This window comes from Pedobacter sp., assembly GCF_046462515.1.
Taxonomy (GTDB): domain Bacteria; phylum Bacteroidota; class Bacteroidia; order Sphingobacteriales; family Sphingobacteriaceae; genus Pedobacter.
The window spans coordinates 24,551-47,352 of the sequence record NZ_JBKGVD010000003.1; the positions used below are offsets into that span (position 1 = coordinate 24,551).

At 32.9% G+C, this 22,802-nt stretch carries 22 protein-coding genes; 5 read left to right on the top strand and 17 right to left on the bottom strand.

Annotated features, from left to right (window positions below):
• Nucleotides 1–2 precede the first annotated feature (2 nt).
• Nucleotides 3–206, top strand: coding sequence for a hypothetical protein (locus ACLHG9_RS02805; RefSeq protein WP_410220005.1), 204 nt, complete (start codon nt 3–5; stop codon nt 204–206).
• A gap of 117 nt (nt 207–323) precedes the next feature.
• Here the strand turns inward: ACLHG9_RS02805 and ACLHG9_RS02810 are convergent, their stop codons facing one another.
• The 17 genes from ACLHG9_RS02810 to ACLHG9_RS02890 form a co-directional block, all read right to left on the bottom strand.
• Nucleotides 324–1,220, bottom strand: a complete 897-nt coding sequence (locus tag ACLHG9_RS02810) for an FkbM family methyltransferase (RefSeq protein WP_410220006.1) — start codon at nt 1,218–1,220, stop codon at nt 324–326.
• Complete coding sequence (locus ACLHG9_RS02815) at nt 1,217–2,338, bottom strand: hypothetical protein (protein WP_410220007.1); 1,122 nt, start codon at nt 2,336–2,338, stop codon at nt 1,217–1,219. The genes ACLHG9_RS02810 and ACLHG9_RS02815 overlap by 4 nt, the downstream gene beginning before the upstream one ends.
• Nucleotides 2,335–3,489, bottom strand: coding sequence for a glycosyltransferase family 4 protein (locus ACLHG9_RS02820; RefSeq protein ID WP_410220008.1), 1,155 nt, complete (start codon nt 3,487–3,489; stop codon nt 2,335–2,337). Before ACLHG9_RS02820 ends, ACLHG9_RS02815 begins: the two co-directional genes overlap by 4 nt.
• A gap of 6 nt (nt 3,490–3,495) precedes the next feature.
• Entirely contained in the window at nt 3,496–4,395 is a 900-nt protein-coding gene (locus ACLHG9_RS02825; protein WP_410220009.1) for a glycosyltransferase, read from the bottom strand.
• 28 nt (nt 4,396–4,423) lie between these two features.
• Nucleotides 4,424–5,476, bottom strand: a complete 1,053-nt coding sequence (locus ACLHG9_RS02830; protein ID WP_410220010.1) for a glycosyltransferase — start codon at nt 5,474–5,476, stop codon at nt 4,424–4,426.
• A complete protein-coding gene (gene glf / locus ACLHG9_RS02835; RefSeq protein WP_410220011.1) occupies nt 5,473–6,582 on the bottom strand; it encodes a UDP-galactopyranose mutase in 1,110 nt (369 codons plus the stop codon). Before glf ends, ACLHG9_RS02830 begins: the two co-directional genes overlap by 4 nt.
• Nucleotides 6,575–7,828 (bottom strand): ABC transporter ATP-binding protein, encoded by a 1,254-nt coding sequence (locus ACLHG9_RS02840; protein ID WP_410220012.1) that lies wholly within the window; start codon nt 7,826–7,828, stop codon nt 6,575–6,577. The genes glf and ACLHG9_RS02840 overlap by 8 nt, the downstream gene beginning before the upstream one ends.
• Nucleotides 7,809–8,543, bottom strand: coding sequence for an FkbM family methyltransferase (locus ACLHG9_RS02845; RefSeq protein WP_410220013.1), 735 nt, complete (start codon nt 8,541–8,543; stop codon nt 7,809–7,811). Before ACLHG9_RS02845 ends, ACLHG9_RS02840 begins: the two co-directional genes overlap by 20 nt.
• Nucleotides 8,544–8,655: 112 nt before the next feature.
• Nucleotides 8,656–9,492, bottom strand: coding sequence for an FkbM family methyltransferase (locus ACLHG9_RS02850; RefSeq protein ID WP_410220014.1), 837 nt, complete (start codon nt 9,490–9,492; stop codon nt 8,656–8,658).
• A complete protein-coding gene (locus tag ACLHG9_RS02855) occupies nt 9,485–10,750 on the bottom strand; it encodes an ABC transporter ATP-binding protein (protein ID WP_410220015.1) in 1,266 nt (421 codons plus the stop codon). The genes ACLHG9_RS02850 and ACLHG9_RS02855 overlap by 8 nt, the downstream gene beginning before the upstream one ends.
• A 5-nt stretch (nt 10,751–10,755) precedes the next feature.
• A complete protein-coding gene (locus tag ACLHG9_RS02860; protein ID WP_410220016.1) occupies nt 10,756–11,523 on the bottom strand; it encodes a glycosyltransferase family 2 protein in 768 nt (255 codons plus the stop codon).
• A 3-nt stretch (nt 11,524–11,526) separates the two neighbouring features.
• Entirely contained in the window at nt 11,527–12,360 is an 834-nt protein-coding gene (locus ACLHG9_RS02865) for a glycosyltransferase family 2 protein (RefSeq protein WP_410220017.1), read from the bottom strand.
• Entirely contained in the window at nt 12,361–13,215 is an 855-nt protein-coding gene (locus tag ACLHG9_RS02870; protein ID WP_410220018.1) for an ABC transporter permease, read from the bottom strand. It abuts the gene before it with no gap.
• 11 nt (nt 13,216–13,226) lie between these two features.
• Nucleotides 13,227–14,330 (bottom strand): glycosyltransferase family 4 protein, encoded by a 1,104-nt coding sequence (locus tag ACLHG9_RS02875; RefSeq protein ID WP_410220019.1) that lies wholly within the window; start codon nt 14,328–14,330, stop codon nt 13,227–13,229.
• A gap of 123 nt (nt 14,331–14,453) precedes the next feature.
• Nucleotides 14,454–14,960 (bottom strand): UpxY family transcription antiterminator, encoded by a 507-nt coding sequence (locus ACLHG9_RS02880; protein WP_410220020.1) that lies wholly within the window; start codon nt 14,958–14,960, stop codon nt 14,454–14,456.
• Between the two features lie 6 nt (nt 14,961–14,966).
• Nucleotides 14,967–17,369: a GumC family protein gene (locus tag ACLHG9_RS02885; RefSeq protein WP_410220021.1), complete on the bottom strand. Its 2,403-nt coding sequence runs from the start codon at nt 17,367–17,369 to the stop codon at nt 14,967–14,969.
• A complete protein-coding gene (locus ACLHG9_RS02890; protein WP_410220022.1) occupies nt 17,369–18,163 on the bottom strand; it encodes a polysaccharide biosynthesis/export family protein in 795 nt (264 codons plus the stop codon). The genes ACLHG9_RS02885 and ACLHG9_RS02890 overlap by 1 nt, the downstream gene beginning before the upstream one ends.
• A gap of 145 nt (nt 18,164–18,308) precedes the next feature.
• Between ACLHG9_RS02890 and ACLHG9_RS02895 the strand changes: the two genes are divergently transcribed.
• The 4 genes from ACLHG9_RS02895 (at nt 18,309) to ACLHG9_RS02910 (ending at nt 22,639) form a co-directional block, all read left to right on the top strand.
• Entirely contained in the window at nt 18,309–19,052 is a 744-nt protein-coding gene (locus tag ACLHG9_RS02895) for a glycosyltransferase family 2 protein (RefSeq protein ID WP_410220023.1), read from the top strand.
• 116 nt (nt 19,053–19,168) lie between these two features.
• A complete protein-coding gene (locus ACLHG9_RS02900; RefSeq protein ID WP_410220024.1) occupies nt 19,169–20,296 on the top strand; it encodes an MraY family glycosyltransferase in 1,128 nt (375 codons plus the stop codon).
• A gap of 57 nt (nt 20,297–20,353) precedes the next feature.
• A complete protein-coding gene (gap, locus tag ACLHG9_RS02905; protein WP_410220025.1) occupies nt 20,354–21,349 on the top strand; it encodes a type I glyceraldehyde-3-phosphate dehydrogenase in 996 nt (331 codons plus the stop codon).
• Between the two features lie 96 nt (nt 21,350–21,445).
• Nucleotides 21,446–22,639: a phosphoglycerate kinase gene (locus ACLHG9_RS02910; RefSeq protein ID WP_410220026.1), complete on the top strand. Its 1,194-nt coding sequence runs from the start codon at nt 21,446–21,448 to the stop codon at nt 22,637–22,639.
• The last annotated feature ends 163 nt before the right edge of the window (nt 22,640–22,802 follow it).

Genomic DNA, 22,802 nt, shown 5'->3' on the forward strand with positions numbered 1-22,802 from the left:
TAATGACCAAATCAAATAGAATTACTCTTCGACGAATAATGACCATGAATGTTCCAGTAATCAAGAGAAAAATTTTTAAGGCTAATATTCTCTTTTTTATTTTCTTTGCTGAGAAGAACAGAGGTAATAAGAAAACCACTCAATACAAAGAAAGACCTTACTATCAGGTTATCATCAAAAAAATCAATTATGGAAGAAAGATCTGAAGGAAAAAACGAACTGCAATAACATGAGATACAACAATCGTAAGGATAGAAATACCTCTTATCCAACCTATAAATTTTATTCTTTGCATATAAACTTATGAGATTATTAATCAGGGTTTAATTATCCATAAGCTCTTTTTTAAGTGTTTCAGCTAATAGATTATCGTTGCCGTGAATCAGGCAAATATCATAGTAGTGAAATGCGCCTTGGCCTTTTCTAATATAGGCATCTAAATTGATCAGTAAATCCTTATCTCTTAAGTTTGTATGTGTTAAGAAACGTCCAAAATTATCGTAAAAGAACGCATACTCATATCCTAATTGGTGTAAATGGCAGAGCGTCTTAATCCCATCGGAATTATTTTCAGAAAAATAATCCCAATTGTATTCTATGAACAATACAGGTTGTGTTTTTTTGATTGTATTTATTGCACCTTCTATGATTAGAAGATCATACCCATCTGTATCGATTTTAATCAATTTTATGTCTTCTTCCTTTATAATATTATCAAGTGCCTGAATTTGGAGTTTATCAGATGCTTCTGAAGTAATTAATTTAGCTGTTCCTTTGTTAGTATCAATTATAGAGCTGATCTCTTTATCTTGCTCACCCAAAAGGGTATGAATTAGGCTTACATTTTTAAATTGCTCAGCGTTTCTGGTTAATAACTCAAAATAATAAGGATTTCCTTCTATGCATATGACGTTATTACTTATACCATTCGATCTTAAAAGAGCTAGAGTATCCCCTATATTTGCTCCTATATCTATTATGGTTGATTTAGGGGCATACTGACTGATTAGCACTGAAATTTTTGCAAAGTTTTGATTAAAGCTGGGATAATGTTTTGAATAATAATCAAGAAGATGTCCCTCATTGGCATATAGGTCAAAAGAGCCTACTTTTATTATTTTAATGTTTTGCTTTTCTGGAGAAACATTCTTTTTAATTCTTTTGATTTTAATATCCAGTCCAAAAAAATTGCAGATGATTTTTATTAATCTTTTAATCATTTTGTTAAGTTTATAAATCTTTGTGCTGATGCTTTCGGACTGTAATTTTCCATACCCCATTGATGTCCCTGTTTCGCAATTTTATAAATACCCTCTTTGTCCTCTGTTATACGTTCAATGGCATAATCAATATTGTTTAAGTCAATACCGATATAATGCTTCCAATTTTCAGGCATTATAGGTAACGAAACACCATATTTTTCTAGATCAATATGAATTGGGACAGATCCTAAAGCTAATGTTTCCCAAAATCGCCAGCTATCCCATTGAATAATTCTTTGCTTTTTACCTAAAAGCGTTGATAGCATAGTATAAAAGTGCTTTTTTATTTTAGCTTTATTTCCTCCAACCATATATTTAGAAGGATTAAAAGGTAGTCCGGGAATCATTTCACCACAGAATGCAGCTACCATAAGATTTTTTTCAATGTGATTGTAATACTTACGATTATGTAACCCAAAAGTGCTTTTCCACATTAAAAGGCCAAACTCATCATTTGGTTGCTCCTTTGGTGAAATTGTTCGGTCTATCATATCTTTTGGAAATCTGTTAATAATGTATTGTTCAGCCAGTTTCCGTAATTGATGTTGATATGGATGGGAATAATTAAAATTAACTGCTATTGAATACTGCTTATTTTCTATTAAAATCCCTGTTCTTTCTTGTAAAATCCTATTTTGAAAACCTAGAACCCAAGGAGTACAATTACTCGGTAGAAATGTCTTTTTATTGTATTTATTCTTTAAAATGATGTCGAAGTTTCTAAAGATTTTATCAAAAGAAAGTGTTCGATAATTATCGAATTTATCGATATATACGGTTAGATACTTCCGGTTACTATCAAATAAATCTTTTGGTAAATTCTGGCTTATATATTGGTAAGAAATCATGTCTACATCTTTAGCCCAAGAGCATGCTACTACAACTATATCACATTCTTTAAATGATATATCAGGGTTAAAATTGAAAAGAAATTTATCACTTTGTGGTGATGTTTTCCAATAATTTCTATTCGAAAATAGATTGTATCCCAGTTCATTTAAGCCTTCCCCCAGATAGACTACTCCATCATCATAAAGATTAGGATACTCCGGAATGAAAAAGTAAATCGATTTCATTTAATTGTTTTTAAATGATTCAAGAAATGGTAAGCATGTTCTTCAGTGGTATATTTTTCGAGAGAATCTTTAAAAGCATTTTTTATGATTTTTTGTCTTGCTTCCTGATTTTCAATAATAAATAGTATATGTTTTTCAAGCTCTTCTAAATTATTGTATAAAAGCCCGTTAAAATTGTGTTTAATTATTTCTGCAGTTCCTGCAGAGTTGAAGCCGATAACAGGGCAACCACAAAGCATAGCTTCTACACTTACTCTGCCAAAAGCTTCGTTAGCTGAACACATTAAAAGGCAAGATGAACTTTGATAAATAGCTATTATGTCTTTGGTAAAATTAATGATTTCTACATTTTTCGATAAATCATGATCCTCTATTAACTTTAAAACAGCAGATAAGTTTCCGTCACCTATTATTCTTAGCTTTATCTGAGGGTATAAATCTTTAACTTTTTTTATAGCTAAAATAGCTGTACTCTGTCCTTTATTCTTATTGATCGCACCTACAATTGATACGGTAGGATTTTCTGTATTTAATTGGCTTTGGTTATTTTCAAATATATTTAGGCATAACTCTTTATTAAAGATACCATTATATATCACTGAAAATTTATGCTTAAAGAAAGGGTAGGAATAGTGGTCAAATATGGATTTACTTATGGCAATTGCACTATCTGAAAATTGGTTAATAAGAAGTTTCTGGAATGAGAAACCAAAGTCGGGGTATAAATGATAATCTTTAAAACCAAATTCTCTTAAATACCAAATATGCTTTTTCTTATATTTTTTCGCTACGAATAATCCAATATTAAATGTAGAAGAGTTTGAACAGATAATGTCGATTTTATTCTGAAAGATTATTGGTTTAAATTCTTTAATTAAATTAACATTTGGAATTAGCCTATTGAAGATTGCTCGCTTATATCTTTTTATATGAGAAATAAAAGTATTTCTATTTAAGAATTGAACGCAATCTTTAAAATCTATAAAGAAGTAGGGAATATTATTTTTTTTAAGCTCATCAACAAAAGGGCCATCGGTTTTTAAAATCACATATGCTGAAATATCATATTGTCTTAAACCCAATATTGTATTTAGCAATGATTTATTTGCTCCATATAATAATGAATTATTTGTTATAAATAAGATCTTCATCTAAAATTAAGATTGTAACTTTTTCCATGCATCTCTTCCTCCTTTAATCTTGGCTAATTCTATTTTTCTTCTAAAGTTATCCATCCGCATTATCCTTATAAATTTTAAAATCTTACTTGTAATTGTAAGCACTTTGGGCTTTTCATTAAATAAATAATAATTTTGGAGTGTAGCTGAATACCTGTTCCAATAAGTATTTTTTATTAGATAATCTACAGTCATTTTGTTTTCTGGAATGAAGTGCGTGATGATTAAACTTTTAAACATTCCTTTGCCTAAACCTATCTGACATGTAAAGAAAACGATATCAATATCTTCACATGAAAGAAGTTCTTCCCCTTTTCTACCTAAATTTAATCTAAACTTATCTGTTTCTAATACTTTTAAGTAAGCTTTATAGACCTCTTTTCTTAAGCACATACCTGCTCCAAACGGAGTAGATAAATACTCTTTTATATTGTTAGACCAAATATCTTGCTCTATGATGCGCTGTGCATTACCATAATGTTCAATCTTCAGCACAGGAGGTTTTTCAAAGTCAGGTTTAATTTGGCAACCAAATACACCTATAAAGGAAAAATGAGTATATATTTTCCACGCATTTTCTAAATAATCTGGATTGAGGATGATGTCATCATCAATATTGATCAATAAATCTCCAACAGCTTCTTCAAATCCTCTTTTTCTAGCATGGGCTAGTCCTAAGTTTTCTTCGACAATAAATCGATGATTAGGATGCCAATCTACTTGATAGATATCTTCCAGTTTTTCTTTGGACATATTATCAATAATGATTAATTCCCATTCATTTAATGGCATTCCTTGTTTTTTTAACCCTTCTAGAACTTTAGGGAAATAGTCTTTTCTTGGGTTATGAGCAGAAATTACAGCACTTATTTTAAACACGATAAATTAGTGTTTTGTGAAAATGTATTTATATAAGTTTTTTACAGAAGGCTTCAAACCTTGAGAAATATTTTTTATCTGTTAATTCTTTTTGAAAAAGAAGCAGATTATCAGTTTCTGTTCTTTTTTTTCTTAAAGTTCCATTTAAGATATTGTATAGTTCAGCAGGATTATTAATATCATAAGTATGTATCAACGAGCTTTTATCCTCAAAATATTTATGGCCAAAATTATTGCTCATAATGATGGGGGTACCAGTTGATAATGCTTCAATAATTGATAAATCAAAATAGCTTTGCCTATTGGTATTGATAATATAATCTACGCTATTAAACCAATTATTAGGGTTCGATGAAAATCCTACATCATAAATGCCTAGATCATGGTTGCTTACATCTTCTCCTGTACCTACCACGATAAGATTTAAATCAGATCTTTCTCTGGAAATCATTTTAAAAGTATCCAATAAAATATCAAATCCTTTTATTTTATTACGCCTGCCAATGTAAAGCAAGTTAATTTTTTGTTCTGCAAGAGGATAAGTTTTTAAATCATTGGATGCTTTCGCTCCTGATAATATATATTCTATCTGGCTATTTTTATTTATTAAAGGAGAATATATAGGTAAAATATGTTCGTTAGGAAATACCAATATATCAGCTCTATTAAATGCGCTTTGTTCAGCATTTATAATTTCCTTGATTTTTTCCTGATCAAAGCCCATAGACCTGCCTTCTTCTGATGGCAATTCAGGGCAATGTGCTTGTAGTATAACAGTTTGTTTGCTAGATATTTTATGTTTTACGGTATTAAAGACATTACAGTCATGAAAATATATATATTGGTATCTGTATGCTTTAATATTATTGAAATGTCTTTCCCAATATGATTTATTTGTGAGCTTTTGACTTAGTGTATGTGTTATTTTTTTATATAAGCCATATTTTTTTACTAAATCATTAGAAAGTATAAACAATTCTCGGGGTTTATCCAGTAAGTTCTGGGATATGAAGCCCGTTGGTCCTCCAGCATTATAATCATATGATATAGGGGCATAAATTAGTATTTTATCTTTTATCATATGGTGAAGTTTTTAACAATATCAAGTGCTTCAGCAATTACATGATGCATGTCCATATATCTATACGTCGCCAATCGACCCAAAAAAGTTATATTGCTCAGTTTTTGGACCTCTGCCTGATAAAGCTCCAATTTTTTTAAATCTTCGTTTAATCGCTTAGGGTAATAGGGTGTATCTGCTGCCTCTGTTTCTTTGCTATATTCTTTAAAGTAAACGGTTGCGTTATGATGTTCCCATGGCGTAAAATGCTTGTGTTCATGTATACGCGTATATGGTATATTTTCATCTGCATAGTTGATTACGGCATTACCTTGATAATCTCCTATTGCATAATTTTTTTCAAAGTATACGGTTCTGTAACTTAATCTCCCATATTTAAAGTTGAAAAAAGCATCTAATGGGCCTGTATAAAAAATATGATCATAATTATTCACCTGATAATCAGCGGGAGCAAATTTTGTGTTTAACTCTACTTTAATATTAGGGCTATCAAGCATTTTTTCGAATATTTCTGTAAATCCATTTATAGGGATACCCTGAAGTGAAGTACTGTAATAATTATCATTATAATTGAAACGAACAGGTAGCCTTTTTAAAATGCTTGCAGGTAGCTCTTTAGGTTCACAACCCCATTGTTTCTTTGTATAGCCATAAAAGAATGCTTTATATAGCTCATTTCCTATGAATTTTAAAGCTTGTTCTTCAAAATTTTGAGGTTCATTAATATTTTGATCACCTAGACTAGCTATAAACTCTTTTGCTTCTTCAGGGTTTAATGTTTTTCCAAAAAATTGATTGATCGTGTGTAGGTTTATAGGAAGAGAATATATATTGTCTTTATAAACAGATTTAACTCTGTTGGTATAAGGTTTAAGTTCTGTAAATTGTTGGATGTAATTCCAGACCTCTATGTTATCTGTGTTAAAAATATGAGGGCCATATACATGGATCATTATATTTGTTTTGGTGTCTCTTTCGGTATAGCAGTTACCTCCGATATGATTACGTTCTTCTAAAATTGTAATCTGATTATTGGGATTTTTTGCCAATTGCTCTGCAATTACTGCTCCAGAGAAGCCGGCACCAACAATTAAAAAATTATTCATAAATTATCCAATCGTGAGGATTTTGTAAGATTCCTCTAATAGAGCCACCTTCCATTTCGATTTTATTCCTCGGTTCAACGATGATGTGCATGAAATTATCTTTTTTCTCTATTACATCCCCTCCATTTCTCCATAGAGCTCCTTCTAACATATAAGTGCCAGCTTTAAGAAGGCGGTGCGGAATTTCAATTTTGGTGTGGAATAAATCTTTATGTGGGTTAAAATTTGCTAAAATTGGACTTGATAATAATGCTTCTCCACTAGAAGTATATAAGGTATAGCCAAAATTAATATTCAATTTGTTCTTTAATTTAAATTCAAAATTTAGATAGTAAGCTTCATTAATTTCGGATATAGATGCTTTTCGTTCATTTTTGGAATTTGTTAAAAAGATTTGACTTATCCTTTCTTCCTGATCCTTATCATTTTTATATTCAATGTTAGTTTCATCTTGGTTGATTTGACTGTATTTGTTTATAACTTTATCTACACCGCCCTGGTATTCTACCTGCCCATACTTAAGAAGTATCCCTTTATTACATAAATTTTTAATACTGCCCATATTATGGCTAACAAATAACACGGTTCTTCCTTCGCCTTTACTTACTTCTCCCATTTTACCCAGACACTTTTTTTGAAACTCAGCATCCCCTACGGCAAGTACCTCATCAACAATTAAGATTTCGCTTTCTAAATGCGCTGCTACGGCAAAGGCTAAACGAACATACATTCCACTGGAGTAACGTTTTACTGGTGTGTCAATATAGCGTTCTACACCAGCAAAATCTACAATTTCATCGAATTTACGGGTAATTTCCTTTTTACGCATGCCCAATATTGCCCCATTAAGATAAATATTTTCACGTCCGGTTAATTCAGGATGAAAACCTGTTCCGACTTCTAATAAGGAAGCTATACGACCTTTACCGGTAATACGGCCTGTAGTGGGAGAGGTAACTCTGCTCAATACTTTGAGTAACGTACTTTTACCGGCACCGTTACGGCCAATAACGCCAACAGCATCACCTTGCTCTATTTCGAAATTAATGTCTTTTAAACTCCATACAATATCGCTCTTACCTTTGGTTGTCCGGTCATTTGTTTCACCTATACGTAAAAAAGGATCTTCCTTTCCTCTGGCACGAGCATACCATCGCTCCAAATCTCTACTAATGGTTCCGGTACCGATTTCTCCTAACTGATAGGCTTTACTTATATTTTCTGCTTTAATAGCTATGTTCGACATTTAAAGAATGAGTTTTATGATCAATGCTGGCAATTTCATCTTCTTTATTGGGCAATAAAAGAAAGTTCTCATAGATTTTTGAGAAAAGTTCCAGATCTGTAAGATCCTCACACTTGTTAAAATAAGGCAAGGCGTATAAAGAATAGTTAATGTTTTTAGCGAAAGAGATCAGGTCCGTGTTTTTTAGCTGAAAGGGGATAATGTTTTTCTTATTCCATTCTATTAAAATTGCTGATTTACAATGTTTTATACAGTTTGTTGCCCCTTGTAGAGCGAGCAAATCAGCCCCTTCAATATCCATCTTAATAAATGATACTTCCTGCTTGTTGTGGCTTTCCCAAATTTTATCTAAAGTGGTACATTCTATCTGTATGGTATCTGAAAAGCTGCATCTTTGAGTGTCTAATATACTTTCGTAAGCAGAGTTCTTTTTTTTACTAGCAAGTTTAAAACTTACTTCGCCTTCATAGTTGAACACCGCCTTGTTTAAAATGGTCCATCTGTTTTGAAAATCGCTTAAGCGATGTGTTTTTGCCAAAAATGGAAATGAATTAGGTGATGGTTCTACAGAAACAACTTTTACAGAGCTTGATGAGGCCAAAACAGGAATAGACATTAAGCCTATGTTGGCTCCTATGTCAAATACCATTGTATTTGGTTTAATAAGATTGAGCATCAGAGCTATATTATTTTCTTCATAGTGACCTTCATTCATCGCCCTACTAAAAATAAGGCTATTTCGGGGAAAGAAAATCTTTTGTCGGCAATAGAAAAAAAAACCAAACTGGTTAAAAACAGGCTTGATTATATATCTTTTAATAAAACGCTTAGTTGAAGACACCTTTTTTACTGATTATGATACTTTCTATGCCTTTGTAACCTTTACTTTTAGCCACAATTAAGCCGTCTACTGAATAGGTTTGTTGAAGATCACATTCACATATAATGATAAAGTCCTGCTTTTTTAAAAAAATTAAACAATCTCTGTGAAGTTTATTTGAATGAGTTGAAATGAAGAAATACCCTATTTTTTGTTGCTTAAGAGTATTCTGCGCTCCAATTAACATTTCTAATTCATAACCCTGTATATCACAATGTAATATATCTATAAAGGATATTTTCTTTTCTTCTACAATCTGGTCTATTGTAAGGATAGGAGGTATGTTGTTATAAAATTCTTTTCCTATAAAGGCATGGGTAAAGTCGCCTTTAAAATGATTGAGTTCAAAATTTTTTATTCCAAACTCCAGATGCCGTATATCAGGCTCAAACAGGTAAGATCTACCCATTGGGTGCTGCTGTAGAAACCACATTGAATAAAAAGCCCAGTACGATCCCAATTCTATCATTACAGGGTTTTGAGACAAGGTGTTCAGAACTTGTTGAAACACCTTCTCCTCCTGAGGTTCATGAACACCTTTATTATCTGAAAGCATCTTGGTTATTCCTTCTCCATAATAGCTTCCTTTAATTATTTTTAAACCATTATGCATTATTTGGTAGGTGTCAAATATTTTTCCTGCATTGGTTACTCTAGGTATATAATGATTGTCCTCAGAAGCGATTACATCAGCTATTCTTTGATCCCATTCAGACCAATAAGGTATTGTCTTTTTATAAAAAACAGAAAATCCGGATATCTTTCTGTATAATTTTTTAAGCATTATTTCTATGGAGTTCGGCTGTAAAGTTCTGCCAATATACTCCTGTTGTACTTATCAGTTCTGTTATTCTTTTGGGGCTATCCTGATTTAATCCAACAGTAACTTCTTTAAAATCATCGATGCGTTCTATAACGTGGCTTTTACTTTCAATATATGTTACCAGTTCATAACAACCAGGGATAAGATTTAATGATGGTATTTTATAGACTAATGTATAATTGCCAGGCTCTAAGTTGTAAGTTTTATCGGTAAAATTTGTCCATAAGCTGCATACTCTTAATTTATGGACATTGTTAAAACATATGGCAAAACTTACATCCTTAACAGGAACCTTACAATGGACGTTTAAGGAAAGATAAACTTCCTGATAAGCGTTTAGGAAATCTAGACTACTTCCTTCCTTATCACTCAACGTAAGAGAGCTTACATTAACCTCTCCTGTACCGCTCTTTTTAGGCAGAACTTCACTGTCTCTGAGATAAAGAGGGATTACTTTTTCAGAAGTATCGAAACATTTCAGTTGGCCATGTTTAAGTAAAATACTCTTGCAACATAGTGAATGTATGCTATCCATACTATGGCTCACAAATAGAATTGTTTTTCCTTCCCCCTTGCTTACCTCATTCATCTTACCTAAGCATTTTCGCTGAAATTCTGCATCACCTACAGCTAATACCTCATCAACAAAGAGAATTTCACTTTCCAAATGTGCAGCTACAGCAAAAGCTAAACGAACATACATTCCGCTCGAGTAACGTTTTACGGGTGTATCTATATATCTTTCTACGCCTGCAAAATCCACAATTTCGTCAAATTTTCGGGTAATCTCCTTTTTGCGCATTCCAAGAATGCTGCCATTTAAATATATATTTTCTCGGCCAGTAAGCTCAGGATGAAAACCCGTTCCAACTTCTAGCAAAGATGCTATACGACCTTTACCCGTAATGCGCCCCGTAGTAGGAGAGGTAACCCGGCTTAATACCTTAAGCAAAGTACTTTTGCCTGCCCCGTTACGACCTATAATTCCTACTGTATCGCCTTTTTCTATCTCAAAACTAATATCTTTTAACGACCATATAACATCTGAATTTCCTTTGCTTGCTCTTTCATTGGTCTCTCCTATACGAAGAAAAGGATCTTTTTTCCCTTGTAAACGGGCATACCAACGCGCTAAATCTTTACTGATGGTTCCGGAGCCTATTTCTCCAAGCCGATATGCTTTACATAGATTTTCTACTTTAATAGCTATATTCTGCATAAAAGTTAAGGCATAGAAAAACGATGGAAAAAGGTTCGTCTAATTTTATTTTTAAACCGAAGTAACAAGCTGTTTTTCTTAATTAAGAACTGTTGGTATTGCAGCTGATACGCAGGATATTTTTGCTGTATGATTTCTTTGCGTTCTCTTGCCACTGTTTTATAATCGCTTGAAATACCATCTATATTGAAACAACTGATAATCAAATCTTCTATGTAAGAAAATGTTTCGCCCTTAATAAAGAGTTGTACAGTAAAATCCCAGTCAGAGGATATTTGATAATCCTCATCGTAAAAACCATATTTTAAAAATAATGATCTACTTATTATGCAATTCTGATGATTTAAAGAACGCTTAATAAAAAAATCAGTATTTAATTGCTTAGGATATTTAATGACATTGATTTTTGAGGTAGATAAGCCTTGATTTGCTGCGTTAGTATAATAAATTCCTTCCCTTTGAAGTAAGGGAATAAGCTTTGTAAATACATATTCATTATATAAAACATCTCCGCTATTCAGAAATAACAGATAATCACCTTTGGCCTGATAAATCCCTTTATTCATAGCCTGATAAATTCCTTTATCAGGTTCACTTATCCAGTAGTCAATATGTTGCTCAAATGATTGGATAAGTTTAACACTATCATCGGTACTGCCTCCGTCAATTACTAACCATTCAAAATGATTTGTGGTTTGATGAATAATACTTTTTGCAGTGTTTAAAAAGCCTTCAGCATTATTTAAGTTTATGGTAATGATAGATAACAGCATTTACTATCGTTTAAATACTTTTTTTGTTGTTTTAAACAAAGTACTTTTTCTTATAAATTGGTCAATACTTAAGTAGAATTTTATGCTTTCTTTCTTGATGAAGGTATCAGAAAATTTTTTTTCCAAACTAATACCTCTTTCCTCTGCCCGCTTTGACATTACCAACCACCGCCAATATTGAGACTGGCTGCCATTTTTGAGTGATGAAAGTCCTTTTTTATGGATACGATAATAGTAAAGTGGCTGAGGGATATGGATGCAAGGTGCTATGTCATAGAGTTTTAAGTATAAATCCAAATCCTCGGCATACTCTAAAGAAGGATTCATACCTTGTGTTTGCTCAAGAAATTTTTTCTTGAATGTTGCAAAATGACTTATATACTCCTTAGTATCATTAAAAAAATGACGATCTCCGTTTATAACCTGATTAGAATCACATACTTGTTTTATAGTAAGATAGGCATCGCAAAGAAAATAGTTGCTATAAATTAAAGATGCCTGTGCATACTGCAAATGAGCATTTACCATTATGCTAATAGCCTCAGGTGTTATTGTATCATCGGGATCAACAAAACCATATATATCGCCATTTGCTTTAGCAATACAATAATTCTTGGTATAACCTACGCCTTTATTTATTTCATTTTTAAAGAGTTTAATATGATTATATTGATTTAAGTATGGTGTGATGATTTCAATTGAATTATCTGTGGAGGCATCATCTACAATGATGATCTCTATATGGGAATAATCCTGTTGTAGAATACTGTCAATACATTGCTTAATATACAAGCCATTATTATAATTTGCAATAAGTACACTGAACAGCGGAGACATTTAAACCGTATCTACAAAATTTTTCTCTACTTTATTAAAAATGATAATACCCGAAAACAGAACAATAAGAGTTATAACAGCTGTATATCCAAAATAAAACCATGAAAATGTACCCTGTCCTAAAAAGCCATACCTGAATGCTTCGATTAATGGTGTCATAGGATTGTATTCAACAAGCCATGCATAATCAGGGTAATTGCTTTTAGCCGTACTTAAAGGGTAAATTACCGTAGTAGCATACATCAATAGTTGTACTCCAAATGTTACTAAAAAAGCTAAATCACGGTATTTTGTAGTCAGAGCAGAAATGATCATTCCTAAACCTAAACCTAATAAAGCCATAAGTGTAATTATTGCAGGGAATAATGCAATAGCCCAGGTTATGTTAAACTTTGCTCCGATAAAATAATAATAGGCCATTACCATTAAAAACAGTAAGAACTGTACTCCAAATCGTACCAGGTTACTTACTACAATGCTTAAAGGCATAATTAAGCGAGGAAAATATACTTTTCCAAAGATATTGGCATTATCTTTAAAAACAGTGGATGTTTTAGTTAAACAATCAGCAAAATAATTCCAAGCAGTAATCCCGGCCATATAAAATAAAGGTCTGGGCAATCCGTCTGTACTAATTCCTGCTAAGTTTCCAAATACAAAAGTAAAGATAATGGTGGTTAGTAGGGGTTGAATAAAGAACCATAATGGACCTAAAATGGTTTGTTTATAAAAAGCAACAAAATCTCTTCTTACCAAAAGCCATAAAAGGTCGCGATAAGCCCATGTATCCTTAAGTTTTAAATCGAATAGTGAACTTTGAGGCTCTATAATCCATTCATGTTGTTGATGATTCATTGTTGTATTTCCTATGAAGCGTTAAGTAGCCGTTGGGTATTTTCTTTAAATACTTCAAAACTGAAATATTGTAATGCTAATTTCTGCTGCTCTGTTGGTTGATGATTGTTTTGTTGTATAGCGTGGTACATCGCCTGATAGATTTCATGTTCATCCTCCGGATTCACTAATTGTCCCAGTTTTCCATTTATTAAGGCATCTGTACTACCATCTGCATTACCGCCTATAATCTGGCATCCACTTATTGCCGCCTCAGTAAATACAATTCCGAAACCTTCTTTTTTACTGGGAAGGACAAAGCAATTGGCCAATAGGTAATGAGCCGTTATTTCATTTTCCGGAATGAAACCCAATAATTTTACGTTATTCTGCACATTGTATTGTTTAATGAGAGTAGTTAACCTAAGATATTCATCATTACTATACCTGCCTCCAATAAAATACATGATATCAGAATGTTCTTTTTTAAGGCGTGATATAGCTCTGATTACGCTATCATAATGCTTATCATGTTCGGTAGAAGATAATCTTGTAAGTGTGAAAAATACGTAAGAAGAAACATTAAGTTTCCACTTATTAAGTAAATGAACAGGTTTTTCTAAATGCGAAGGAATATAATAAAAAGGGTCTACACTGTGATTTAGGATTTTAATGGATGACAAAGGAATATTATGCAGCCTCATAAGCTGCTCTTTGGTATAATTACTTACAGCCCAAAGGGTGGCATTTTGCTGTAAAAATTTCTTTTTCCATGATGATAAAGGCCTCCATACTTCTACTCCATGAGCCCATAATATAATTTCAGCAGATGGTTTTAATTTCTTAATCAAAAAACCAAATACCAAAAGGTTAATATGACTTAAAATAATCTGATCGAATTTGAAAGCGTTTTTGATAACTGTAAATGAAAAGCTAAATTTTTTAGAAGCAAAACCTTTAAAGAGTACCTGATTACAATACCTTTCATCTAAATCAGATTGATGATCATACATAGACCATATACTTATATTATTACCTTTAATTAAATAAAGAGCATGTATAAGTGTTCTGCAAGCTCTTTCTATTCCGCCCGTAAAACTGAAAGTTTTTAATGTTAGGAAAAGAACATTTTTCATTTTATACTTACTTTCTTGCATAGCTTCGCCCTTTCAGTCCCATATGTGGGACTTACAGGATTGATAAAACAGAGAAATCTGAACTTCTTGAAATTAAAGATTTCTCCTTATGCATTTTCAATACTATGCTAATGGTTCAATATATGCCATAGAAGTATTGATATGTATTGCGTAACCTAAAGCTTCTAATTTTAAGACCAAGCTTCTTTTGTTTTTTATAGATATAAGTTCAGCTATCATACCTTTAAAAGGCCCTGCATTAACTAGAACCCTTTCGCCGGGTTCAATTTCATGTTCAATAATTTCGAGATCATCGCCGTTAGCCAGTAGTAACTTTAAATCCTCAATTTGTTTTTGGGGCATTGAAGCAATTTTGCCTGAGAAATATACAAATCGGCTAATGCCTTGCGTCATTAAAACTTCAGGGTATTCTTTGCTGGATATGTGTACAAAGACGTATGATTTAAATAAAGGTTCTTCTACCCATTTTTTACGGTCACTCCATTGCCTAAGCTCTCTTCTTAAAGGTAAATAGCACGTAATGTTTTTCTTTTGCAATTCTTGATAGGCTTTTTTTTCTGCTCTGGACTTGGTATAAACAGGGTACCATTTATAAGAATTATCTATCATGATTGATTATTTTTTCCAAAATTCCCACCATTTCTTATGTGATTCATCACTGTAATAACCATTTTTACCTGATTTCAATGAGTAATCAGAGTAATAATAATAGTTGGCATAATAACTGCCACTATAATTGGTTGTATAATATCTGCTATGTAAAATATCATTATCAAAAGCATTTAATATAATAGCAATATTCGATAAGTTAAACTCTTTAGATAATCTTTCAGGAACAGAAGCTGAATGATATCTGGATACGCCTGAACGGATAACAAATAGGTTAATGTCTGCCATTCTGATTAAAGGAACCGCATCAGATACGAGACCAACGGGGGCAGAGTCTATAAAAACAAAATCATATTCTTGTGTAAGTTGTGCAAGAAGATCTTTCATTTTATCCGAATAAAGTAATTCAGATGGGTTTGGGGGAACAGGGCCTGCCGGAATAAAACTAAGACCCTCTATCTCTGTTTTAAAGAGTACATTACTTAGTTCTGTTTGATTTGAGAGATAAGAGCTTAAACCTTTTAAATTATCTACCTTAAAAGTATGGTGCAATTTAGATTTTCTTAAATCGGCAGCGATGATAATTACTTTCTTGTCGATTAAGCATAAAGTACTGGCTAAGTTTACAGTCGTAAATGATTTACCTTCACCAGAAATTTCAGAAGTGATACAAACTACTTTGTTCTTTTTATCAGCGGCTAAAAAGCTCAGGTTTGTACGTACAGAACGTACAGACTCTGCAAACAAAGACTTAGGATTTTTTATGGATAAGATTTGTTTATTATCCTCATCTATTTTATCCTGATATTTTCTAATCACACCAATAATAGGAATATTGGTAAGACTTTCGATAGTTTCCTTATCATATATGTAAGGATTAAGCATGCGTACAATAAAAATAAGACCAATGCCAGCTAATAATCCGATAATTAAAGCATTGATGTATATCTTTTGAGGCACAGGCTCTATAGCATGCGTATTGATCTGAGCAAAATCTACAATTGTAGCCCCTGATGTTACAGCTGCTTTACTGATTTGTGCCTCTAATTTTTTCTCAGAAAGATAACTATATACTTTTTGATTGATCTCAAAATTAGATTGTAGATTGATCAGATCACGTTCGGCTTTTGGAATAGTATTAAACGTTTGTTTAATCCCAGCTATTTGCTGGTCAAGGAATGCAATTGAACGATCATTCTTTTGCCTTTGATTGCGGGCATTGGTTACAAAAGCTGATTTTACTTCTAATATTTGTTTATCTAGCTGGCTTACAAAATCTGAAGAAGGTTTATAAGTAAGTAAAGCCTCTTCTTTTTTCTGCAAAAGTATATTATACTGTTGTAACAAGCCCTCTAACATAGGATCTGTAATGCCTTGTAAGTTATTGTTTATAACATTGGCATTTTTGTTGTTTACAATCTCCTTTTCTAACTGAGCAATAAAAATCCCTTCAAGAGCCAATGTACTTTTGTCGGTTTCAAGTTTGGTCAGCTTATTCATTACATCTGTACTAGTCGTAGAGATGTCAAGCATTTTATTATTGATTTTATATTGTTCAAGATCTGTTCCCGATGATTTAACCACTTTAGACATATTGTACTGAAGAGTATCAATAAAGCGTATCGTCTGGGTTGCAGAAACGGTTTTTTGGTTTCTATCGTAATCTACGTAAGCTCTTAAAACAGCATTTAAAATATCGGTAGCGAAAAACGGGTTGATATCTGTCTGACTAAGGCTTAAGATATTGGTACCTTTAGTCTCACTCATGTTTAGGCCCCTGTTAATCCGGCCTAAAAAATCGTTCTTGCCGTTAAACTTAAATTGATAAACAGAGTTGCTTTTTTCGTTATAAGTGCTGTTAGTGATTTTAAACTTAATGCCCGGAACACTAACAATTTGATTAGTAGAATAGGTTTTGGTAATCTCTTTGTTGTTATTCGTATAAGTTAAAGTGAATTTATCACGGGATATGGCTTCATAATCAAATAAAGAACGCGTAAAGCCTAGGCTATCCTGCTCGATAATATCGATCTTTAAAGGTTTCTGAGGATAAATATCAGTGGTTCTTACACGGCCTTTCAGAAAAAAAGATATTTTGTAATCAATATTAGAGATGGCATTGATTAATACGGGTCTTGAACGAATTACAAACTGCTCAGACTGCATTTTATTTGTACGGTCATATATATTCCTTACATTTAAAAGCTCAGATATTTCAGAACGTTTTTCTTCAAATTTTAATGAAGCAGAAGTACTATATTTATCAGGAGTATACCATAAATAAACATAAGCAATAAGCAGTGCTATAATAATGGTACTGGCTACCCAATACCAGCGACTGAATACTATTTTTAAAATCTTTACGTAATCAATCTCCTGTTGAACCTGTTTGTTTGGCACCTGTTCCATTATTTAGCGAGATTATAAATGATAAGTAAAGTGTTAATAATGATTAAACCTGTCTGTATGAAGAGATTGTAAGATTGAAGATTTTGACTGTTCGCAAAAGCACTTCTTGGCTCTACATACACAATATCCTTTGCTTTTAATTTTAATTTAGGGTTTTTAATAAAATCGTAATCATTCAGATTAACTAAAATAATTTCCGGATTTTCTCTATTTCCTCTAAAAATACGAACCATCTTACGGTTTGCGCTTGGTAATAACCCACCCGCATCTCCTAACAAATCAATTAGTTCATAATCTTCACGATCTATAATATATTTGCCCTGCTTACCAACCTCACCTAATAGAACAATATAAGCATTTACAATGCGAACGTCAATTAAAGGAGCATTGAGTTCATCTTTTTCGTATGCTTGTTGTATGCGTTTGGCAGCCTGATTTCTGGTTAATCCGGCTACTTTTATCCATCCTATTTTGGGCATGCTCACTTCACCGTTCTGATTAACCTTATAAGTAATATAATTGCCTTGGTATATATTGGTAGTTCCTGTTAATGGTTTGGTAATTAGGTCCATATTCTGGTAGTTCCTAATGGCCAGCTCATCTTCGGGCTTAATAAGATTATAGATGGTTTCCGTTTCGTTGTTATCATTGACAACCATTACATTTTTAATTGTATCGGCATCAAAAGGTGTCTTTAAAATAGCTAACCTATTTTTAAATGAACATGAGCTTAAAAAAAACAGACAAAACAGGTTTACAATAAAAATTCTTCTTAATAATCTGTTGTGTATCATTTGTTTGAAATAGTTCGCAAAATACTACTTTTTTATAATTTATAAGGAAATTTTTAAAAACAGTACGCGTTATATTATGTTGGCTTTCTTTGAATTAATCCTTAGTTTTACAGCCGCTCTTAAGGAAATTTAGGTGGCTTTCATTATGAAGATTACAATTATAACAGTGGTTTATAATGCCCGGCAATATCTTCAATACTGTATCGAATCAGTAATTGAACAGGATTATAAAAACATTGAATATATATTGATAGACGGAAACTCAACCGATGACAGTTTTGAAATAGCCCAACAATACAAAGAACAGATTAGCATTTTAATTTCAGAACCTGATAAAGGTATGTACGATGCCTTAAACAAAGGCATAAAAATGGCTACGGGAGAAATTGTGGGGATTTTAAATGCTGATGATATGCTGGCGGGAAAAGATGTAATCTCTGCCGTAGTAAACTTATTTAGAGAAACTAATACCGATGGAGTATACGGCGATCTGAATTATGTTGATAAAAATAATACGCAAAAGGTTACAAGGAAATGGAAGTCCACATCTTCCAATCCAAAAGACCTGGCATGGGGCTGGATGCCGGCACATCCTACATTGTATCTAAAACGTTCAGTTTTTCAGACTTATGGCTCTTACTCATTAGCCTTTGGCTCTGCGGCTGATTATGAATTAATGCTGCGGTTGCTTTATAAAAACCGTATCGATGTACAATACCTCAATAAACTAATGGTTAATATGCGTACAGGAGGGATGAGCAATAGAAATATGTCTCAACGATATAAGGCTTTTCTAAATGATTACAAAGCTCTAAAGCATAACCAAGTGAAAACTGCTCTGCTTACCCTTGTGCTAAAAAAAGTGAGAAAAATAAAGCAGTTTTTATAACGTAAATACTTAAAAATAAGTATAGCCAGCCTAATGTTAAATTGTTTATTTTGTAATTTAACATTAAATGTTGTAAATAACTTTTATTTTTGACCGCTTAAACCTTACTGCTCAACATGTTAAAACAACTATTTATAGACTACCCACTGGCGTATTACGTGGCTGTAATTGTTTTGTCATTTGTGGTAGTGGTAAGTGTTATCCCTTCAATTATACATGCAGCCAACAAGCTTAATATCTTTGATAAATCAGACTTACACCGTAAGGAACACAAGCACGATATATCCCGTTTAGGAGGTATAGGTATCTTCTGTGCCTTTACCATAACAGTATTAATGTTTGCCAATGTGGTTAATTACCAGGAAGCTAATTTTTTATTAAGTTCATGCATTATACTATTTGCTGTAGGTATTAAAGATGATATATATGGTGTGGGCGCTCGTACCAAATTCCTGCTTCAAATATTGGTGGCATTTATCCTTGTTATATTTGGCGGATTTAGATTAAGTAGTTTATATGGTGTATTCGGGCTTTGGAATGTTCATCCTCTTGCAGGTGGGTTGTTTTCTATTGCGCTGATTATTTTTATCATTAACGCTTTTAATTTAATAGATGGTGTTGATGGGCTTGCGGGTACGATCGGAGCTATTGTATGTTTCAGTTTTGGCTTTTTGTTTGCCTTAGCGGGAGAAATGGCTTATGCATTTATCTCTTTTGCTTTATTAGGCTCAATCGTCGGTTTTTTATTTTTTAATTTTTCGCCTGCAAAAATTTTTATGGGCGATACGGGTTCGTTAATTATCGGGGTGGTATCTGTAGTTCTGGCCGTTAAATTCATAGAGCTAAATAAGATTGGTATAAATCCTCACCCTATAGTTTTTTCTGCACCGGCAGTTGCTGTAGCTATATTAATTATTCCGGTTTTCGATTCGTTGAGGATATTTTTTATACGTGTTATTAATAAAAGATCACCTTTTAAGGGCGACAGAAATCATATTCATCATCGTCTTTTGAGATATGGGCTTGATCATAAACGAGTTGTTGTTTTGTTAGTTGCATTTAACCTGCTTACTATATTGTCTACGTTATTGTTGCAAAAGCTTGGAAATTTTGTTCTTATTCTGCTGCAGATTGGAATTTGTGTGATATTTAATATTGCTTTAACCTATTTAAAAGGTAAAAAAAGATCTAAGAACTACACTTTGGCAGATGTGTTTTTAAAAGACACAATCAATGCAATATAACTTTCATTATTTAGAAAAAAAATAAATCGTTTATACTTAAATAAGTAGCTTTGTGTTATGAATTTAGCTATAAATGGATTTGGTAGAATTGGCCGGACTTTTTTAAGAAATGCCTTAAAACATCAAGTGGATGTTTTAGTTATTAATGATTTAACAGAGCCAAAAACACTGTCTCATCTTTTTAAATATGATTCTGTTCACGGGGGATTTGATGGAGAAGTTGCTTATACTTCAGATAGTTTAATTATTAATGGTAAGAAAATCAAAGTAATAGCTCAGAAAGACCCTGCTTTACTTCCATGGAAGACATTAAATATTGATGTTGTTTTAGAAAGCACAGGAAAGTTTGCTGATAAAGAAGGGGCAGAAAAACATTTGTTAGCTGGCGCTAAACAGGTGCTGATATCGGCCCCTGCAGGTAATGGCGATATTCCTATGGTGGTTTTTGGTGTAAATGAAAACACGATTGATTTTACATCGCCTATTATTTCCAACGCCAGTTGTACAACTAATAATGTAGCGCCATTAGTTAAAATATTAAACGATAATTGGGGAATTAATGATGGTTATATCACTACTGTTCATTCTATGACGGGAGATCAAAATTTGCATGATGCGCCTCATAAAGATCTGAGAAGAGCCAGGGCTGCGAGTTCTTCAATTATACCCACTACAACAGGAGCCGCTAAGGCCATTACCTATGTCTTTCCTGAACTTGAAGGTAAATTAGGAGGGGCCGGTATAAGGGTTCCGGTTTTAAACGGATCGTTAACCGATTTTACCTGTACCTTAAAAAAAACGACGTCGGTTCAGGAAATTAATAAAGCTTTTAAAATAGCGGCACAAACATCACTTAAGAATGTTTTGTATTATACAGAAGACCCTATAGTTTCAGTGGATATTATTAATAATCCGTATTCTTGCGTGTTTGATGCCCAGCTTACATCAGTGGTAGGTAATTTAGTGAAAGTAGTAGGTTGGTATGATAACGAATCGGGCTATTCAAACAGATTGATAGATGTTTTAAAGAAGATGAGCCTTAATTATGGTTGAGATTTTCAGGATTTAGGCTTCGAAATTATCTTAGATTAATTTGAGATTCAGCAGATAAAACCTCATTATAAAATGATATTAAACTTAGAATAAAATATGAATACTGTAGATCAATACAATTTTAAAGACAAAAAAGCATTGGTGAGGGTAGATTTCAATGTGCCTTTAGATACTGATTTTAATATTACTGATGATAAAAGAATGCGGGCAGCCCTTCCAACCATTCAAAAAATTCTGAATGACGGTGGCTCAGTAATATTGATGTCTCATTTAGGAAGGCCTAAAGGTGCCGTTAATCCAAAGTATTCTTTAAAGCATATTGTAGGAGATCTGTCAAGAATGCTGGATATCCCTGTGAAATTTGCTAACGATTGTATTGGTAAGGAAACGCAAAAAATGGCTGCTAATTTGTTTCCGGGAGAAGTATTGCTATTAGAGAATTTGCGTTTTCATGCAGAAGAAGAAAAAGGAGATGAAAATTTTGCTAAACAATTAGCTGATTTGGCAGATGTGTATGTAAATGATGCATTTGGTACAGCACATAGGGTGCATGCCTCTACAACCATTGTGGCTAAATATTTTCCAAATGCGAAGTACTTTGGTTACCTAATGGCGCAAGAAATTGAAAATGCAGATAAAGTCTTGAAAGGAGCCGGCAAGCCATTTACAGCAATTATGGGTGGAGCAAAAGTTTCAGACAAAATATTGCTTATAGAAAATCTTTTAGATAAGGTTGATAATCTGATTGTTGGGGGTGGGATGGCCTATACCTTTGCTAAAGCTCAAGGAGGTGAAATTGGTAATTCATTATTAGAAGAAGATAAATTATCACTTTGTTTGGAATTAATAGAAAAAGCTAAAGCCAAAGGAGTGAAATTGGTTTTGCCGATAGATACGGTAATTGCCGATAAATTTGATAATGATGCGCAAAAATCTGAAGCTGGAACAGGAGAAATTCCTTCGGGTTGGATGGGTTTGGATATCGGTCCAAAAACCATAACTATTTTTGGTGAGGTAATTAAAAACTCTAAAACAGTATTGTGGAATGGCCCTATGGGTGTTTTTGAAATGAGCAATTTTGAACATGGAACCAAAGCGGTAGCCGAGGCGGTAGTGATTGCAACTCAAAACGGAGCTTTTTCGCTAATTGGGGGAGGAGATTCGGCTGCGGCTATTGCTAAGTTTGGATTCGAAAATCAGGTTAGTTATGTTTCTACAGGTGGCGGAGCGCTTTTGGAGTATATGGAAGGTAAGGAATTGCCAGGCGTAAAAGCGATACAACAACAATAATATAAGGTATTAAAATTACTAAAAACGGAGCCCTGAATTTTCAGAGCTCCGTTTTTTTATGCCTGAAAAATGATGAAAATAAGTTAAAAATAAAGCTTTTGTGGGAGAAAGTGTATGTTGAAAACTTTTTTGTGGTAAAAAGTGGTAAAAAGTGGTAGATAGT

Coding starts and splice junctions, on each gene's coding strand:
- ACLHG9_RS02805 (WP_410220005.1), top strand. CDS start 3: ATGACCAAATCAAATAGAATTACTCTTCGACGAATAATGACCATGAAT.
- ACLHG9_RS02810 (WP_410220006.1), bottom strand. CDS start 1,220: ATGATTAAAAGATTAATAAAAATCATCTGCAATTTTTTTGGACTGGAT.
- ACLHG9_RS02815 (WP_410220007.1), bottom strand. CDS start 2,338: ATGAAATCGATTTACTTTTTCATTCCGGAGTATCCTAATCTTTATGAT.
- ACLHG9_RS02820 (WP_410220008.1), bottom strand. CDS start 3,489: ATGAAGATCTTATTTATAACAAATAATTCATTATTATATGGAGCAAAT.
- ACLHG9_RS02830 (WP_410220010.1), bottom strand. CDS start 5,476: ATGATAAAAGATAAAATACTAATTTATGCCCCTATATCATATGATTAT.
- glf (WP_410220011.1), bottom strand. CDS start 6,582: ATGAATAATTTTTTAATTGTTGGTGCCGGCTTCTCTGGAGCAGTAATT.
- ACLHG9_RS02840 (WP_410220012.1), bottom strand. CDS start 7,828: ATGTCGAACATAGCTATTAAAGCAGAAAATATAAGTAAAGCCTATCAG.
- ACLHG9_RS02845 (WP_410220013.1), bottom strand. CDS start 8,543: ATGAATGAAGGTCACTATGAAGAAAATAATATAGCTCTGATGCTCAAT.
- ACLHG9_RS02850 (WP_410220014.1), bottom strand. CDS start 9,492: ATGCTTAAAAAATTATACAGAAAGATATCCGGATTTTCTGTTTTTTAT.
- ACLHG9_RS02855 (WP_410220015.1), bottom strand. CDS start 10,750: ATGCAGAATATAGCTATTAAAGTAGAAAATCTATGTAAAGCATATCGG.
- ACLHG9_RS02860 (WP_410220016.1), bottom strand. CDS start 11,523: ATGCTGTTATCTATCATTACCATAAACTTAAATAATGCTGAAGGCTTT.
- ACLHG9_RS02865 (WP_410220017.1), bottom strand. CDS start 12,360: ATGTCTCCGCTGTTCAGTGTACTTATTGCAAATTATAATAATGGCTTG.
- ACLHG9_RS02870 (WP_410220018.1), bottom strand. CDS start 13,215: ATGAATCATCAACAACATGAATGGATTATAGAGCCTCAAAGTTCACTA.
- ACLHG9_RS02875 (WP_410220019.1), bottom strand. CDS start 14,330: ATGAAAAATGTTCTTTTCCTAACATTAAAAACTTTCAGTTTTACGGGC.
- ACLHG9_RS02880 (WP_410220020.1), bottom strand. CDS start 14,960: ATGATAGATAATTCTTATAAATGGTACCCTGTTTATACCAAGTCCAGA.
- ACLHG9_RS02885 (WP_410220021.1), bottom strand. CDS start 17,369: ATGGAACAGGTGCCAAACAAACAGGTTCAACAGGAGATTGATTACGTA.
- ACLHG9_RS02890 (WP_410220022.1), bottom strand. CDS start 18,163: ATGATACACAACAGATTATTAAGAAGAATTTTTATTGTAAACCTGTTT.
- ACLHG9_RS02895 (WP_410220023.1), top strand. CDS start 18,309: ATGAAGATTACAATTATAACAGTGGTTTATAATGCCCGGCAATATCTT.
- ACLHG9_RS02900 (WP_410220024.1), top strand. CDS start 19,169: ATGTTAAAACAACTATTTATAGACTACCCACTGGCGTATTACGTGGCT.
- gap (WP_410220025.1), top strand. CDS start 20,354: ATGAATTTAGCTATAAATGGATTTGGTAGAATTGGCCGGACTTTTTTA.
- ACLHG9_RS02910 (WP_410220026.1), top strand. CDS start 21,446: ATGAATACTGTAGATCAATACAATTTTAAAGACAAAAAAGCATTGGTG.